The sequence below is a fragment of the Gramella sp. KN1008 genome (assembly GCF_004332155.1).
In the GTDB taxonomy this organism is placed as follows: Bacteria; Bacteroidota; Bacteroidia; order Flavobacteriales; family Flavobacteriaceae; genus Christiangramia.
The window spans coordinates 195,111-208,340 of sequence record NZ_SJDV01000004.1 but is presented as its reverse complement, the minus strand read 5'-3'; the positions used below and the strand labels follow the sequence as shown (position 1 = coordinate 208,340).

The following is a 13,230-nucleotide window of genomic DNA, read 5'->3' as shown; positions in this document are numbered from 1 at the left end:
TTATAAACTAAACTTAACAATATGCACCACCGTATTGCCATGCTCCTGTTATTCCTTATTTCATTTACAGGACTTTCTCAAGAAAAAAAAGCGCTTACCCATGATGATTATGATCTCTGGAAAATGATCCAGAATCCGCAGATCTCCGATTCAGGAGATCTTATTGTAACTGAAGTGGCGACCACCACCGGCCGGGGAGATGGATACCTTAAGATATTCAACAAGAAGACCGGAAAGAGCGCCCAGTTCCATAACGGATACCGTGCCCATATTTCAGCCGATGAGCAACATATATTCTTTCTCCGGAAGCCCGACTATGAAGTTACCCGACAGGAAAAGAAAGATGATGTAAAAAAAGAAAAACAGTCTAAAGACGATTTTTTCATTTTTGATGTAAAAGATCATAAACTAAGCGATAGTATTATACGTGTAAAAAGTTTTAAAGCCCCTGAAGAATATTCCGGCTGGGTGGTGATCGAAAAATTAAAGGAATTAAAACCCGAAAAAGAGAAAGATACTACCCAAACTGAAGAAAAATTGGCTGATACTCTGAAAACCGAAAATAAGAACCTTGCCCTGGAAGCGGATTATGCTCTGGTATACGATCTGAAATCGGGAAGGACCGACAGTATTTTCCAGATCAAGGAATTTAAGCTTGCTGAGGATAAACCCGCCCTATATTTCTCCAAAACCAAAGGTGAGAAAAAAGGCGATATTGGGGTCTATCAATTTAACCTGAATGAACATTCTCAAACAGTGATCGACACCGGAAGATTCGCTTACGACAAACTTGCTGTGAGTAAAAAAGGAGAACATTTCGCCTATATTTCTGCCAGAGACTCAATAGAAACCGATAGTCTTAAATATGAGCTTTTTCATCTTCGGGAAGGAATATTAAGTCAGGTTACAGATACTCTTGGAAAAAATCTTCGTAAAAACTGGGAACTAAGCGCTGCCCAGGCCCCATTCTTTTCTGAGCATGGGAAACGACTTTTTTACTACTCAAGACCGGCCAGAAATTTTGACATCGATACCACGATGCTGGAGGAGGAAATCCCGGATGTAGATGTATGGAATTATAAGGATAAACTTATCCAGCCCGAGCAGAAGGTGAAACTAAAAGACCTTGAAAACAAAGCCTATCTTTCCTATCTGGACCTTGAGACCGGTAAAGTGATTCCGCTACATGATGACGAGCTGGAATATATAGAACTGGATAGAGATGCGGAGCAGCGTTACATTCTAGGCTATACCTCATCGCCTTACGACGTGGCCCGCTCCTGGCAGTATCCCTGGTTACAGGATTTTTACATAGTGGATACCCAGACTGGTAAAAAAAGATTGGCACTTAAGGAAACTGCAGCCAGGCCCGATCTCTCACCCGATGGCAACTTTGCAGTCTATTTTGATACCGAAAGTCAGGACTGGTGGATTTTGGATCTTGAAAAAAATGAAAAGCGAAACCTCACCAGTGAAGTTGAGACCGCCTTTCACGACGTTGAAAACGATGTGCCGGCTGCTGCCTGGCCATACGGCTTTGGAGGGTTTACAAAAGACGGAAAAGTGCTTATGTTCGACCAGTTTGATATCTGGATGGCAGATCCCGGAAAAGCAGGAAAACCCGAAAGGATCACCAAAGGAAGGGAAAACCAGATCATTTACAGGACGCTTAGGCTGGACAGGGAGAACAGGGAAAAAGTTTCCTATTTTAAGAATGAACTTTTCTTAACAGCCTGGGATGATAGGAAAAAGACAACAGATCTTGTTACTCTAAACCCTAGAAACAAAAAGATGAAAACCTTGCTGGATCCTGGTAAGATGATAATGAACGGTTTTGAAATTGCCGAGGAGGACGACAGTTTCCTATATCGCAAAGAGAACTTTACCACCTACCCCGATCTATATCTTTATGAAGCAGGAAATTCCATCAGGCTTACAGATGTAAATCCTCAGCAAAAGGATTTCAAATGGGGAACTTCAGAACCATTCAGCTGGACAGCATATGACGGTACCAAACTTGAAGGTATCATTTATAAGCCCGAGAATTTTGATCCAAATAAGAAATATCCGCTTATCACTTACTTTTATGAAAGAAGAAGTGACAATCTTAATAATTACTACTCACCTCAGCCCAGCGCTTCTATTGTGAACATGTCTTACCTGGTAAGCAATGATTATGTGGTCTTTGTGCCCGATATCGTTTACAAGGAAGGAAAACCCGGAGAAAGTGCCTATAACTGCATTGTTTCAGGGGTTGAAGCGGTCGAGGAGCTTGGTTATATAGATCCTGAAAATATGGCCATCCAGGGACAAAGCTGGGGAGGCTATCAGGTAGCCTATCTGGTGACTAAAACAGATAAATTCGCTGCTGCCATGGCCGGCGCCCCTGTTAGCAACATGACCTCCGCTTATGGTGGAATAAGATGGGGAAGCGGACTTAGCCGTGCTTTCCAGTATGAAAAGACCCAAAGCCGAATAGGAAAGAATCTCTGGGAAGGACTTGACTTGTACCTTGAAAACTCTCCGCTATTCGGAATTCCTGAAATTGAAACCCCGCTTTTAATGATGCACAATGACGATGATGGAGCAGTACCTTACTACCAGGGAATTGAAATGTTCATGGGCATGAGAAGACTGAACAAACCGGCATGGTTACTAGTCTATAATGATGAAGCTCATAACTTGAGAAAAATGAAGAACCGCCAGGATCTTTCAATAAGAATGATGCAGTTCTTTGACCATTACCTTAAGGATGAACCCGCACCGGTATGGATGACCCGTGGAGTTCCTGCCGTAATGAAAGGTAAAGATCTGCAATATGATCTGGAAGATGAATAAACTATTTTCACCTCTATCAGACAAAAAATAAAGAGCTGGTAATTAGCCTGAAATTAATATCAACAAAGACCGGTGGTTCACCGGTCTTTGTTATTTTATCGTGCAAGAAAAGACAAGCTGAATTGATTCAGGAGGTTACAGTCACCTCGCGCGTAGTCGACAGATCCCTAAAAATATAAGAACGCATCCTGGATATGCTCGATCTTAGTGCCAGCTTTGTTCTTTACTATAGCGATAATATCAAACCTCACATCCACATCCAGCTCCTCTTCTTCCACGAAATGATTCATGGCTTTTACCAGCTGTTTGATCTGTTTAGGCTTTACAAAATCCTGGGGATTCCCAAACTCGGGAGTACTTCTGGTCTTCACCTCAGCAGCTATAAGTAAATTCCCTCTTCGTGCAATTATATCAATTTCAGCTTTCTGATAACGGTAGTTCCGCTGCAGGATCTCATATTCTTTTAGCAGAAGATATTCGGTAGCAAGGTTTTCTCCTTTCTTTCCAAGTTTATTATGTTCTGCCATTTTTCGTTTCTTTTGTTAAATAGCATAATTTATCATGATCGAAGCCACCTCCAGATCCAGTGCTTCTATCTCTTCGGGAGTCGCCTCAATAACATGATCGCCATAGAATTCATTTCCATGTTCATTCTGAGGAGCAAGAAAAACCCTGAGACCACTTTTTTCAAGTTTTCCTTCATTCCAAAGTACAGCCCCGCTATAATCCCATCCGAATCCGTAGAAAGAGATCAGTTTTCCATTCATCCTGTTCAAGTCTTCATAGGACGTCCCGACTTTCACGCCGGTTTCTGATTTCCATTTTCCATTGCCGGCATAACGAAGATCATGGATCCTGGTACGCTCCTCATCCTGCCATGTGATATGGAGTTCATCCGCCGTTCCAGGATAGAGAATAGTATATGGCCTTTCATCGGTTCCTTCCTCAAAAAGGTCTATACCTTCCTGAATATTGGCATCGGGATAATTCCTTTCCAGATCTTCAGCATTCATATTCCCGAGATTTTCTATGGTATACTTGGCAGTACTGCCGGAAGTTCCTTTTTTTGCAGTGTTACATGCAGCCAGCAGAAGTATTGCAGATATGAAAAAAATCTTACGCATTTCGATTTGGTTTTAGGTAAAAGTAGAAAGTTATTCCTCATAGCTTTCGCCTTTTACAAGAATTTAACGCGTATTCGCACACCTTTGCTTAACTTTACGGCTCTTAAAAAGTAAACTAAATAATGAACAAAAATCCTCAGAGATTTACGATCACAGCGGCCCTGCCATATACTAACGGGCCTATTCATATTGGACATTTAGCCGGTGTGTATGTCCCGGCAGATATCTATTCCCGCTTCCTTAGAATGCAGGGACATGATGTGGCTTTTGTTTGTGGAAGCGACGAGCACGGTGTGCCAATTACCATAAAGGCGAAAAAGGAAGGTGTGAGTCCTCAGGATGTGGTTGACAAATACAATGCGATCATTAAAAGATCTTTTGAGGAATTTGGGATAAGTTTCAACAATTACTCCCGTACTTCGGGAAACACGCACCATGAAACCGCTTCTGCTTTCTTCAAAAAAATGTTTGAAGACGGTAAGTTCATTGAAGAAACAACCAAACAATTATACGACGAAGAGGCAGGTCAGTTCCTGGCCGATCGATTTGTCACCGGGACCTGTCCAAAATGTGGAAACGAAGAAGCATACGGAGACCAGTGTGAAAGCTGTGGAACCTCTTTAAATGCTACCGACCTTATAAATCCAAAATCAACATTAACCGGGGCTGTTCCTACATTAAAAGAGACCAGACACTGGTTCCTTCCGCTTGATCAATATGAAGACTGGTTAAAAGAGTGGATCCTTAAAGGTCATAAAGCCGACTGGAAAAGCAATGTATATGGGCAGGTGAAAAGCTGGATAGACGACGGACTCAGACCAAGAGCCGTAACCAGAGACCTGGACTGGGGTATTCCTGTTCCTGTGGAAGGGGGTCATGGAAAAGTACTATATGTATGGTTTGATGCCCCAATCGGTTATATTTCATCAACCAAAGAATGGGCTGCCAGGGAAGGTAAAGACTGGGAACCTTACTGGAAAGACGAGAATACCAAGCTTATACATTTTATAGGGAAAGATAATATCGTATTCCACTGTATCATTTTCCCCGTAATGCTGAAGGCTCATGGCGACTATATTTTGCCTGAAAATGTTCCGGCAAACGAGTTTTTGAACCTGGAGGGTAAAAAGCTTTCCACTTCAAAGAACTGGGCAGTATGGCTACATGAATATCTTGAAGATTTCCCTGACCAACAGGATGTGTTAAGATATGTGCTAACAGCCAATGCTCCAGAAACCAAGGATAACGATTTTACCTGGAAGGATTTTCAGGCCAGAAATAATAACGAACTGGTTGCCATTTTGGGTAATTTCATCAATCGTGTAGTGGTGCTTACCAATAAATATTACAATGGTGTAGTTCCTCAGCCGGGAGAGTATTCAGAAGTAGATAACAAAACCATCCAAGAGCTAAAAGCATATCCTTCGGTAATCGCAAGTTCTATTGAGAAATACCGGTTCCGGGAGGCACAGGCTGAACTGATGAATCTGGCAAGGCTTGGAAACAAGTACCTGGCCGACGAAGAACCCTGGAAGCTTATCAAGACCGATGAGGAACGAGTGAAGACCATCATGTATGTGGCCCTGCAGATAGCCTCGGCACTGTCTATAATAAGTGAACCATTCCTTCCATTCACTTCAGAAAAGTTGAAAAGAATGCTGAACCAGACCGATGAAGACCCAGGAAACACTCCGGAATGGGATATCATTGGAACAAAAGAAACACTTATCCCTGGAGGACATCAGATAGGAAAGGCTGAATTGCTTTTCAGCAAGATCGATGATGAGCAGATAGAAAAGCAATTAGAAAAATTAAAAGCGACCAAAACCGCGAACGAAATGGAGAATCAAAAGGCTGAACCACAGAAAGACACTGCCACTTTTGAAGATTTTACCAAAATGGACCTGCGAGTAGGAACAATTATCGAAGCTCAAAAAATGCCTAAGACCAAGAAACTAATGGTTTTAAAAGTAGATACAGGACTGGATAAGAGAACAGTTGTTTCAGGAATCGCCGAGCATTTTAAAGCTGAAGATATCCTAGGCAAAAAAGTTACCGTCCTTGTTAACCTTGCTCCCAGAAAGCTCCGTGGTGTGGAAAGCGAGGGAATGATCCTGATGACCGAAAATACAGAAGGGAAACTGGTTTTTGTAAATCCGGATGAAGCAAATGTTAATAATGGAACTACTATAAATTAAGAGTAAACCTAACAGTATTTTGAGATCTGTCAGGGTTTACACTTTATTAATTTAAATTCACATTGAGCCTAGTCGAAATGTGAACATTAGAAATTAAAAAACCTGTCTCTTTGGCTCCGCTCAGAATGACAGGTTTTTTTTATTCTATTATTATGCTGAAGATCGCTTACCACCCTATCTATAAACATCCTCTCCCGGAAGGCCATCGTTTCCCCATGGAGAAATATGAGCTTTTACCAAAGCAACTTCTGCATGAAGGCACCTGCGATCAGAACAATTTCTTTAAACCTGAATTTCCGGCTGAGGATCACATCCTTTCGGTTCATGATAAAGACTATTTTGAAAGGTTGAAAGCCCTGAAACTAGACAGGAAAGAGATCCGAAAATCCGGATTTCCCCTTTCCCAGGAACTTGTGGATCGTGAACTGATCATTGCAGACGGAACCATCAAAGCCTGTCAACATGCCCTCGAAAATGGGATTGCAATGAATATAGCGGGCGGAACTCATCATGCATACACCAACCGGGCCGAAGCTTTTTGTTTGCTTAACGACCAGGCCATAGGAGCCAGATATCTTCAGAATCAGAAACTGGCAAAACAAATCCTGATCGTAGATCTGGACGTTCACCAGGGTAACGGGACGGCGGAAATCTTTCAGAATGATCCTTCGGTATTCACCTTTTCGATGCATGGTAAAGGTAATTATCCATTTAAAAAGGAAAGGTCTGATCTGGATATCGAACTGAAAGATGGGACCGATGATAAGACTTACCTTAAAAAACTAAGATCATTACTTCCTGATTTGATCGACAAAGTTCAGCCCGATTTTATTTTCTACCTGAGCGGGGTTGATATTCTCAAAACCGATAAACTGGGAAGACTTTCCTGCACTATCTCCGGCTGTAAGGACCGTGACCGTTATGTTCTGGAAACCTGTCATGATCTCAAAATCCCGGTAGAATGCAGCATGGGTGGTGGTTATTCAAAAGATATAAAACTGATCATTGAGGCTCATGCCAATACGTATCGCCTGGCGCAAGAGATCTATTTCTAGGAATTTTCAATATTTTTTACTTGAATTCCATACAATTCCAAACTTTTAATAATATTCATATTATATTCGTAAAAATTACATTTAATAATTACGAATGAAATCAAACCTTAACGCAAAAGCCTACTGGAGGGCTAATCTTAAGTATCTTCTGATCCTTCTTACTGTCTGGTTCATTGTTTCATTTGGTGCAGGAATTCTTTTTAAGGATTTTCTGAACCAATTCCGCCTTGGTGGATTTAAACTGGGTTTCTGGTTTGCACAACAAGGTTCTATCTATGTATTCGTGATTTTAATTTTTATCTATATCCACCTGATGAACAAACTTGATAAGAAGCATGGATATAGTGAATAAACCTTCTACTTTTTAAGCCTCATTTTTATGGATGTACAATTATGGACCTGGATTCTGGTCGGATTAAGTTTTGCTCTTTATTTTGGAATAGCTATATGGGCGCGGGCGTCTTCAACTAAAGACTTTTATATTGCCGGAAGCGGGGTTTCCCCCCTGGCAAATGGAATGGCCACTGCTGCCGACTGGATGAGTGCAGCTTCCTTTATTTCAATGGCAGGGATAATCTCTTTTACCGGTTATGACGGATCTGTATACCTGATGGGCTGGACAGGCGGTTATGTCTTACTGGCCCTCTTACTGGCGCCCTATCTGAGAAAATTCGGGAAATTCACTGTTCCTGATTTTATTGGGGATCGTTACTATTCCAATACCGCAAGAACAGTTGCTATCGTTTGTGCTCTCATCGTTTCCTTTACCTATGTGGCCGGGCAGATGAGAGGAGTGGGAATCGTTTTCTCCCAGTTCCTGCAGGTAGAGATCACAAACGGCGTGATCATAGGAATGGCTGTGGTACTTGTGTTTGCCTTTATAGGAGGCATGAAGGGTATTACCTATACCCAGGTAGCACAGTATTGTGTCCTGATATTCGCATTTATGGTTCCGGCAATTTTTATTTCCATTCAAATGACAGGAAATCCCATCCCACAGATCGGAATGGGTTCACAACTCGAGAACGGAACCTTCCTGCTTGATAAATTAGACGAACTTCATACTCAACTGGGCTTTAAAGAATATACCGATGGCTCTAAATCTACCTGGGACGTTTTTGCAATTACACTGGCTCTTATGGCCGGAACTGCGGGTCTTCCACATGTGATTGTTCGCTTCTTTACGGTTCCCAGGGTGAAAGATGCCAGAAAATCGGCCGGATATGCTCTCTTACTGATTGCCGTTTTATATACGACAGCTCCTGCCGTTTCGGTCTTTGCCAGAACCAATCTTATCGAAACCGTAATGGATAAAGAATATAGCTCGATGCCAGCATGGTTTAAGAACTGGGAAAATACAGGGCTTATTTCGTGGACAGATAAAAATAATGACGGAAAAATTCAGTACTCTAATTCTGACGCTGTAAATGGAAAGCCGGAATTTAAAGAATCAAGGGGCACTTATGGGGAAAGGCTTATTTCCAACCCAACCAATTCAAAAAATGAATTGTACGTTGATCGTGATATAATGGTATTGGCAAATCCAGAAATTGCCAAACTGCCCAACTGGGTTATCGCTCTGGTTGCAGCTGGTGGCCTGGCAGCAGCTTTATCTACAGCGGCAGGTTTACTCCTGGTAATATCCACCTCGATCTCTCATGATTTGCTAAAGAAACAATTAAAACCGAACATTACCGACAAGCAGGAACTTCTGGCAGCACGAATTAGCATATTTCTGGCAGTAATAGCAGCAGGATTATTTGGCATCTATCCACCAGGTTTTGTAGCGGCTGTTGTAGCCTTGGCGTTCGGACTTGCCGCGGCTTCATTTTTTCCCGCAATCGTTCTGGGAATATTCGACAAACGAATGAACAAAGAGGGAGCTATAAGTGGAATGATCGTTGGAATTAGCCTGATGCTCTTCTATATGGTCAGATATAAGACCGGTTTTTACGGATTAGAACCCCGCCCAGAGTCTGAATGGTGGTTTGGCACCTCCCCCGAAGGCTTTGGTGTGATCGCAATGCTGTTAAATATCATTATTTCAGTTACTGTATCAAGACTAACTGCACCTCCACCAGAGGATGTTCAGAATATTGTGGAGGATATCCGGATCCCTTCGGGAGCCGGCAAAGCTTCCGATCACTAGGATATTAAAATAAAAGCGTCTTCCGGTTCAGGAAGACGCTTTCATTACTCAAACACCATTCAATAACTTACTTGCCCAGTAGCAATAGCTCGTTACAGATCACCTCGGTAACATAACGCTTATTGCCCTCTTTATCTTCATAGCTCCTTGTGGTAAGTTTTCCCTCTATTCCAACTTCCTTTCCTTTGGGGACATAATTCTCCACCAGCTCGGCGGTCTTACCCCATGCGACTATATTATGCCACTGGGTATCTGTGACCTTCTCTCCCTTGGAATTTTTATAACTCTCATTTGTGGCGATTGAAAATTTTGCCAGTTTTTTTCCAGATTCAAGATTTACGATTTCAGGATCATTACCTACATGCCCGATCAATTGTACTGTGTTTCTTAAAGTGCTCATAACTATAGAATTTTTTGCAGTTGAAAATCATTCGTTCATTCCAACAGGACAAATGTGCGGCAGCCTTACCATGATATTCGTATAAAAAATATTTGCTTACGTTTACTTGCGTTTGTAAACGTTTGTAAACGGATAAACCTTCTAAATAGTGAATTCCACAGATCGAATTTCCCAGAAGTATTCACTAAATTCAGGGCTTTAAAAATTATCCGAATATGAGTATTGAAAAGGCATACGATGATTGGTCCGGTCAATATGATACCAACAGGAACAGGACGAGGGATCTGGATAAAGAACTTACAAAATCTGTATTGGGAGGGCTTCGATTTAAAGAAGTTCTTGAACTCGGCTGCGGTACAGGAAAAAATACTGAATGGCTTTTACAAAGAACAGAAAAGATACTTGCTGTTGACTTTTCAGAAAATATGCTGAAAATCGCCAGGAAGAAGATCAATGATTCAAAAGTGAGTTTTAAAAGAGCCGATATTACCAAAGACTGGGACTGGACCGTTGAAAATTTTGATCTCATAACCTGTAATCTCATCCTGGAGCATATTGCAGACCTGGATTTTATCTTTCAGCAGGCCTATTCAAAATTAGCTAATGACGGGCACTTCTACGTCTCAGAACTTCATCCATTCAAGCAATACAAAGGAACCAAAGCGAGATTTGAAAGTAAGGATGGAAGGATAGAACTGGAAACCTTTACACACCATATTTCCGATTTCACCTCGGCAGCGTTCAAGGCGGGCTTTGAACTTGAAAAACTCAACGAAGGATTTGATGAGGACCAGCAACATACACCAAGATTAATCAGCTTCTTATTCTATAAAAAATGATCGCAGATACGCCCAGCCCCCCTTATTATGCAGTAATTTTCACTTCCATAAGAACTGAAAACAAGGAAGGCTATCAGGAAATGGCGGTAAAAATGGAAGAACTTGCCAAACAACAACCCGGCTATCTTGGCTTTGAATCGGCCAGAGATACTATAGGTATAAGCGTTTCCTACTGGAAAGACCTTGAGAGTATCAGGAAATGGAAGAAACATTCAGAACACCTACTGGCTCAGGAAATGGGAATAAAAAACTGGTACAGTCGTTATAAGGTAAGAATAGCGAGAGTAGAAAGGGATTATGATTTTTCCGTTTAAAAATAGCACGCAACCATTTCCCGTTTTAACCATCTCACTAAAAAGAAATCCGGTCAACCGAAATAAAAAATAAAAATGAGAACCTCTCTAAATCTATTATTTATTGCCCTATTTGTATTGATGAATGTTTCCTGTAATGAGGATGACGTGGAAACAGATTGTATTACCGGCGAGGTTGCCCTTATTGATAAGGTGGAGGCTCCAGAAACTGCCATGGTAAATGAAACTGTATCTATAGATGTGACCTTCTTGATTAAAAACACCTGCGGCAGCTTTACAGATTTCAAGGAAAGCTCCACCGAAGAAGGAAAGATTATTGAAGTTTTAGTAGCTTACTTTGGCTGCAACTGTGCCCAGGCAATTAAGAAAGATACCCGAACTTATGAATTCACTCCTCGATCTGCAGGAGTATATCAACTGAACTTCCGTTCTTCCACTAACGAATTGATCACAATAAACATTGAGGTAACCGAACAATCTTAAGCTTTGACTTTCAGAACAATAATTCCATTTTTTATTTATATTTAAAAATGGAAAAAACCTGTCTGGAATGCGGGGAGAAAATAAAAGGCAGAACCGATAAGAAATTCTGCAGCGATTACTGCCGCAATTCCCACCATAACAAGGTAAATAAGGAAAGTTCGAACCTGGTACGGAACATCAACAATCTTCTTAGGCGCAATCACAGAATTCTGGAAGATTTGAATCCTACAGGTAAAACTTCAGTTCCCAAAAGCAAATTGCTTGCGCGGGGTTTCGATTTTCAGCATTTTACCAGCATCTACACCACCAAGACAGGCAACCAGTATTTCTTCGTGTACGATCAGGGTTATTTGAAACTTGATAATGACTTTTATGCCCTGGTCAGGAAAAACCAATAGATCATGAGAACTATAAGTCTAAATACCCCGAAAATGGTATGCAGACTTAATTCAATTTTGCTAGTTTAATCCTGTTTTTTACTGCCAACCGTAAAAATTTTAAAACCACTTATTCTAGTTAACATGAAACAGACTATCAAAAAGATCTTAATTACCGGGCTATTAATTTTTATAGGTTTGCCTGCCGTTGCTCAGAAAGGGAAGAACGCTATACTGGGAGTGTGGTATAATTCCGAAAATACAGCAAAAGTCAAAATTTACAGATGCCAGGATGAGAGAAATGAATTTTGCGGAAAGATTATATGGCTTGAAGATCCCAGGGATGCCAGTGGAAAACCCCGATTGGATATAGAAAATTCGGAAGAGGATCTACAAAGCAGAGCCTTAATGGGAATGCGCATAATGTCTGGTTTCGAATATGAAGGCGATAATGAATGGGAAGACGGAGAGCTCTATGATCCGGAAAAAGGAAAGACCTATGCTTGTAATATGGAATTACAAGAAAATGGTAACCTGAAAATAGTCGGTTACATTGGTTTTTCCATAATGGGGCGTACAATGACCTGGACAAGAGCAGAATAACTTTTATGCTCTTATAAAGAGAAATTAGCATTTCTTTCAGAAAATCAAGGCATTAGACTCTCTATATTTCGGGCATGAAAAGATTACTGCCTGTAATAATTTGTCTATTGTGGCTGCAATTAGTAACGGCACAAAATCCAGCCGATTATAAATGGCAGAATAGAGCTGTTGTCGTCTTTACCGACTCTACCAATTCCGAAAAATTTGAAGCTCAGAGAAAAGAGTTAACTGCCGGAATAAAAGGGTTTGAAGAAAGAAAACTGGTTCTTCTTCATTCCACTCCAGGCAAATTCAAACAATATCTCCCCATGGATTCCGGATGGAGAGATGATGTGGGTATCTATGATCAGATGCTTGACAAGGAAGCCGATTTTGAAGTAATTCTAATTGGACTGGACGGTGGTGTAAAATTAAGGCAAAGAGAAATCCTGGAATCCAGCTATCTATTTAAGATCATAGACTCCATGCCCATGCGGCAGGCCGAATTGAAAAGAAGCAATTAGATTTCAACATCCGGATAAGGGAAAAGCTTTTTCCCTACGGCACCCTTCAGGACAAGAAGGTTCAACGGTCTGTTTTTGGAAGACAACTTCACAGCGCAGCAGATAAACTATCCGGGTATGAAAAGTACAGGATCAGGATCCAGGACAAAACTTCAGGAAATTTCTATCCCGCAATCCAACTATCAGTTAATAATAAAATGGTACCTGGTACCGTGTTTCAGCTAACAAAAGAAGAGCTGGCAACAGCCGACAGGTATGAAGGAAATTCCTATCTGCGTATAAAATTAAAGCTGGAGTCAGGGGTAAAAGCCTGCGTGTGGTTAGTTAAATAAGAGAGTAGAAAAAAT

Annotated in this window: 15 protein-coding genes; 12 read left to right on the top strand and 3 right to left on the bottom strand. The window is 41.2% G+C overall.

Going from position 1 to position 13,230, the window contains the following annotated elements; all coding sequences use genetic code 11:
• Nucleotides 1-21 precede the first annotated feature (21 nt).
• A complete protein-coding gene (locus EZJ28_RS09210; protein ID WP_131397129.1) occupies nucleotides 22-2,838 on the top strand; it encodes a prolyl oligopeptidase family serine peptidase in 2,817 nt (938 codons plus the stop codon).
• A 167-nt stretch (nucleotides 2,839-3,005) separates the two neighbouring features.
• On the opposite strand, the gene EZJ28_RS09205 is transcribed toward EZJ28_RS09210, so the two are convergent.
• On the bottom strand, nucleotides 3,006-3,365 hold the full coding sequence (locus tag EZJ28_RS09205; RefSeq protein WP_131397127.1) for a YraN family protein: 360 nt from the start codon (nucleotides 3,363-3,365) through the stop codon (nucleotides 3,006-3,008).
• 15 nt (nucleotides 3,366-3,380) lie between these two features.
• Nucleotides 3,381-3,962, bottom strand: coding sequence for a hypothetical protein (locus tag EZJ28_RS09200; protein ID WP_131397124.1), 582 nt, complete (start codon nucleotides 3,960-3,962; stop codon nucleotides 3,381-3,383).
• 122 nt (nucleotides 3,963-4,084) lie between these two features.
• On the opposite strand from EZJ28_RS09200, the gene metG reads away from it, so the two are divergent.
• The 4 genes from metG (at nucleotide 4,085) to EZJ28_RS09180 (ending at nucleotide 9,364) form a co-directional block, all read left to right on the top strand.
• Nucleotides 4,085-6,160 (top strand): methionine--tRNA ligase, encoded by a 2,076-nt coding sequence (metG, locus tag EZJ28_RS09195; RefSeq protein WP_131397122.1) that lies wholly within the window; start codon nucleotides 4,085-4,087, stop codon nucleotides 6,158-6,160.
• Between the two features lie 152 nt (nucleotides 6,161-6,312).
• Nucleotides 6,313-7,215: a histone deacetylase gene (locus EZJ28_RS09190; RefSeq protein ID WP_131397121.1), complete on the top strand. Its 903-nt coding sequence runs from the start codon at nucleotides 6,313-6,315 to the stop codon at nucleotides 7,213-7,215.
• A gap of 94 nt (nucleotides 7,216-7,309) precedes the next feature.
• Nucleotides 7,310-7,567 carry a DUF4212 domain-containing protein gene (locus EZJ28_RS09185; protein WP_131397119.1) on the top strand — a complete coding sequence of 86 codons (258 nt, stop codon included), beginning with the start codon at nucleotides 7,310-7,312 and terminating at the stop codon, nucleotides 7,565-7,567.
• A gap of 27 nt (nucleotides 7,568-7,594) precedes the next feature.
• On the top strand, nucleotides 7,595-9,364 hold the full coding sequence (locus EZJ28_RS09180) for a sodium:solute symporter family protein (RefSeq protein ID WP_131397117.1): 1,770 nt from the start codon (nucleotides 7,595-7,597) through the stop codon (nucleotides 9,362-9,364).
• A gap of 67 nt (nucleotides 9,365-9,431) precedes the next feature.
• Here the strand turns inward: EZJ28_RS09180 and EZJ28_RS09175 are convergent, their stop codons facing one another.
• Nucleotides 9,432-9,764, bottom strand: a complete 333-nt coding sequence (locus EZJ28_RS09175) for a single-stranded DNA-binding protein (RefSeq protein WP_131397115.1) — start codon at nucleotides 9,762-9,764, stop codon at nucleotides 9,432-9,434.
• A gap of 215 nt (nucleotides 9,765-9,979) precedes the next feature.
• Here EZJ28_RS09175 and EZJ28_RS09170 point away from each other — a divergent pair, with 215 nt between their 5' ends.
• The 7 genes from EZJ28_RS09170 (at nucleotide 9,980) to EZJ28_RS16230 (ending at nucleotide 13,215) form a co-directional block, all read left to right on the top strand.
• Nucleotides 9,980-10,603, top strand: a complete 624-nt coding sequence (locus EZJ28_RS09170) for a class I SAM-dependent methyltransferase (RefSeq protein WP_131397114.1) — start codon at nucleotides 9,980-9,982, stop codon at nucleotides 10,601-10,603.
• Nucleotides 10,600-10,917 carry an antibiotic biosynthesis monooxygenase gene (locus EZJ28_RS09165; protein WP_131397112.1) on the top strand — a complete coding sequence of 106 codons (318 nt, stop codon included), beginning with the start codon at nucleotides 10,600-10,602 and terminating at the stop codon, nucleotides 10,915-10,917. The genes EZJ28_RS09170 and EZJ28_RS09165 overlap by 4 nt, the downstream gene beginning before the upstream one ends.
• A gap of 75 nt (nucleotides 10,918-10,992) precedes the next feature.
• Entirely contained in the window at nucleotides 10,993-11,400 is a 408-nt protein-coding gene (locus tag EZJ28_RS09160; protein WP_131397110.1) for a hypothetical protein, read from the top strand.
• Nucleotides 11,401-11,447: 47 nt separating this feature from the next.
• Nucleotides 11,448-11,798, top strand: a complete 351-nt coding sequence (locus EZJ28_RS09155) for a hypothetical protein (protein WP_131397108.1) — start codon at nucleotides 11,448-11,450, stop codon at nucleotides 11,796-11,798.
• Nucleotides 11,799-11,921: 123 nt separating this feature from the next.
• Nucleotides 11,922-12,380, top strand: coding sequence for a DUF2147 domain-containing protein (locus EZJ28_RS09150; RefSeq protein WP_131397106.1), 459 nt, complete (start codon nucleotides 11,922-11,924; stop codon nucleotides 12,378-12,380).
• Between the two features lie 74 nt (nucleotides 12,381-12,454).
• On the top strand, nucleotides 12,455-12,883 hold the full coding sequence (locus EZJ28_RS09145; RefSeq protein ID WP_131397104.1) for a DUF4174 domain-containing protein: 429 nt from the start codon (nucleotides 12,455-12,457) through the stop codon (nucleotides 12,881-12,883).
• A complete protein-coding gene (locus EZJ28_RS16230) occupies nucleotides 12,865-13,215 on the top strand; it encodes a gamma-glutamylcyclotransferase family protein (protein WP_207388455.1) in 351 nt (116 codons plus the stop codon). Before EZJ28_RS09145 ends, EZJ28_RS16230 begins: the two co-directional genes overlap by 19 nt.
• Nucleotides 13,216-13,230 lie beyond the last annotated feature (15 nt).

Excerpts from the sequence above, each read along its gene's own strand:
- EZJ28_RS09210 (WP_131397129.1), top strand. The coding sequence starts at position 22 with ATGCACCACCGTATTGCCATGCTCCTGTTATTCCTTATTTCATTTACA.
- EZJ28_RS09205 (WP_131397127.1), bottom strand. The coding sequence starts at position 3,365 with ATGGCAGAACATAATAAACTTGGAAAGAAAGGAGAAAACCTTGCTACC.
- EZJ28_RS09200 (WP_131397124.1), bottom strand. The coding sequence starts at position 3,962 with ATGCGTAAGATTTTTTTCATATCTGCAATACTTCTGCTGGCTGCATGT.
- metG (WP_131397122.1), top strand. The coding sequence starts at position 4,085 with ATGAACAAAAATCCTCAGAGATTTACGATCACAGCGGCCCTGCCATAT.
- EZJ28_RS09190 (WP_131397121.1), top strand. The coding sequence starts at position 6,313 with ATGCTGAAGATCGCTTACCACCCTATCTATAAACATCCTCTCCCGGAA.
- EZJ28_RS09185 (WP_131397119.1), top strand. The coding sequence starts at position 7,310 with ATGAAATCAAACCTTAACGCAAAAGCCTACTGGAGGGCTAATCTTAAG.
- EZJ28_RS09180 (WP_131397117.1), top strand. The coding sequence starts at position 7,595 with ATGGATGTACAATTATGGACCTGGATTCTGGTCGGATTAAGTTTTGCT.
- EZJ28_RS09175 (WP_131397115.1), bottom strand. The coding sequence starts at position 9,764 with ATGAGCACTTTAAGAAACACAGTACAATTGATCGGGCATGTAGGTAAT.
- EZJ28_RS09170 (WP_131397114.1), top strand. The coding sequence starts at position 9,980 with ATGAGTATTGAAAAGGCATACGATGATTGGTCCGGTCAATATGATACC.
- EZJ28_RS09165 (WP_131397112.1), top strand. The coding sequence starts at position 10,600 with ATGATCGCAGATACGCCCAGCCCCCCTTATTATGCAGTAATTTTCACT.
- EZJ28_RS09160 (WP_131397110.1), top strand. The coding sequence starts at position 10,993 with ATGAGAACCTCTCTAAATCTATTATTTATTGCCCTATTTGTATTGATG.
- EZJ28_RS09155 (WP_131397108.1), top strand. The coding sequence starts at position 11,448 with ATGGAAAAAACCTGTCTGGAATGCGGGGAGAAAATAAAAGGCAGAACC.
- EZJ28_RS09150 (WP_131397106.1), top strand. The coding sequence starts at position 11,922 with ATGAAACAGACTATCAAAAAGATCTTAATTACCGGGCTATTAATTTTT.
- EZJ28_RS09145 (WP_131397104.1), top strand. The coding sequence starts at position 12,455 with ATGAAAAGATTACTGCCTGTAATAATTTGTCTATTGTGGCTGCAATTA.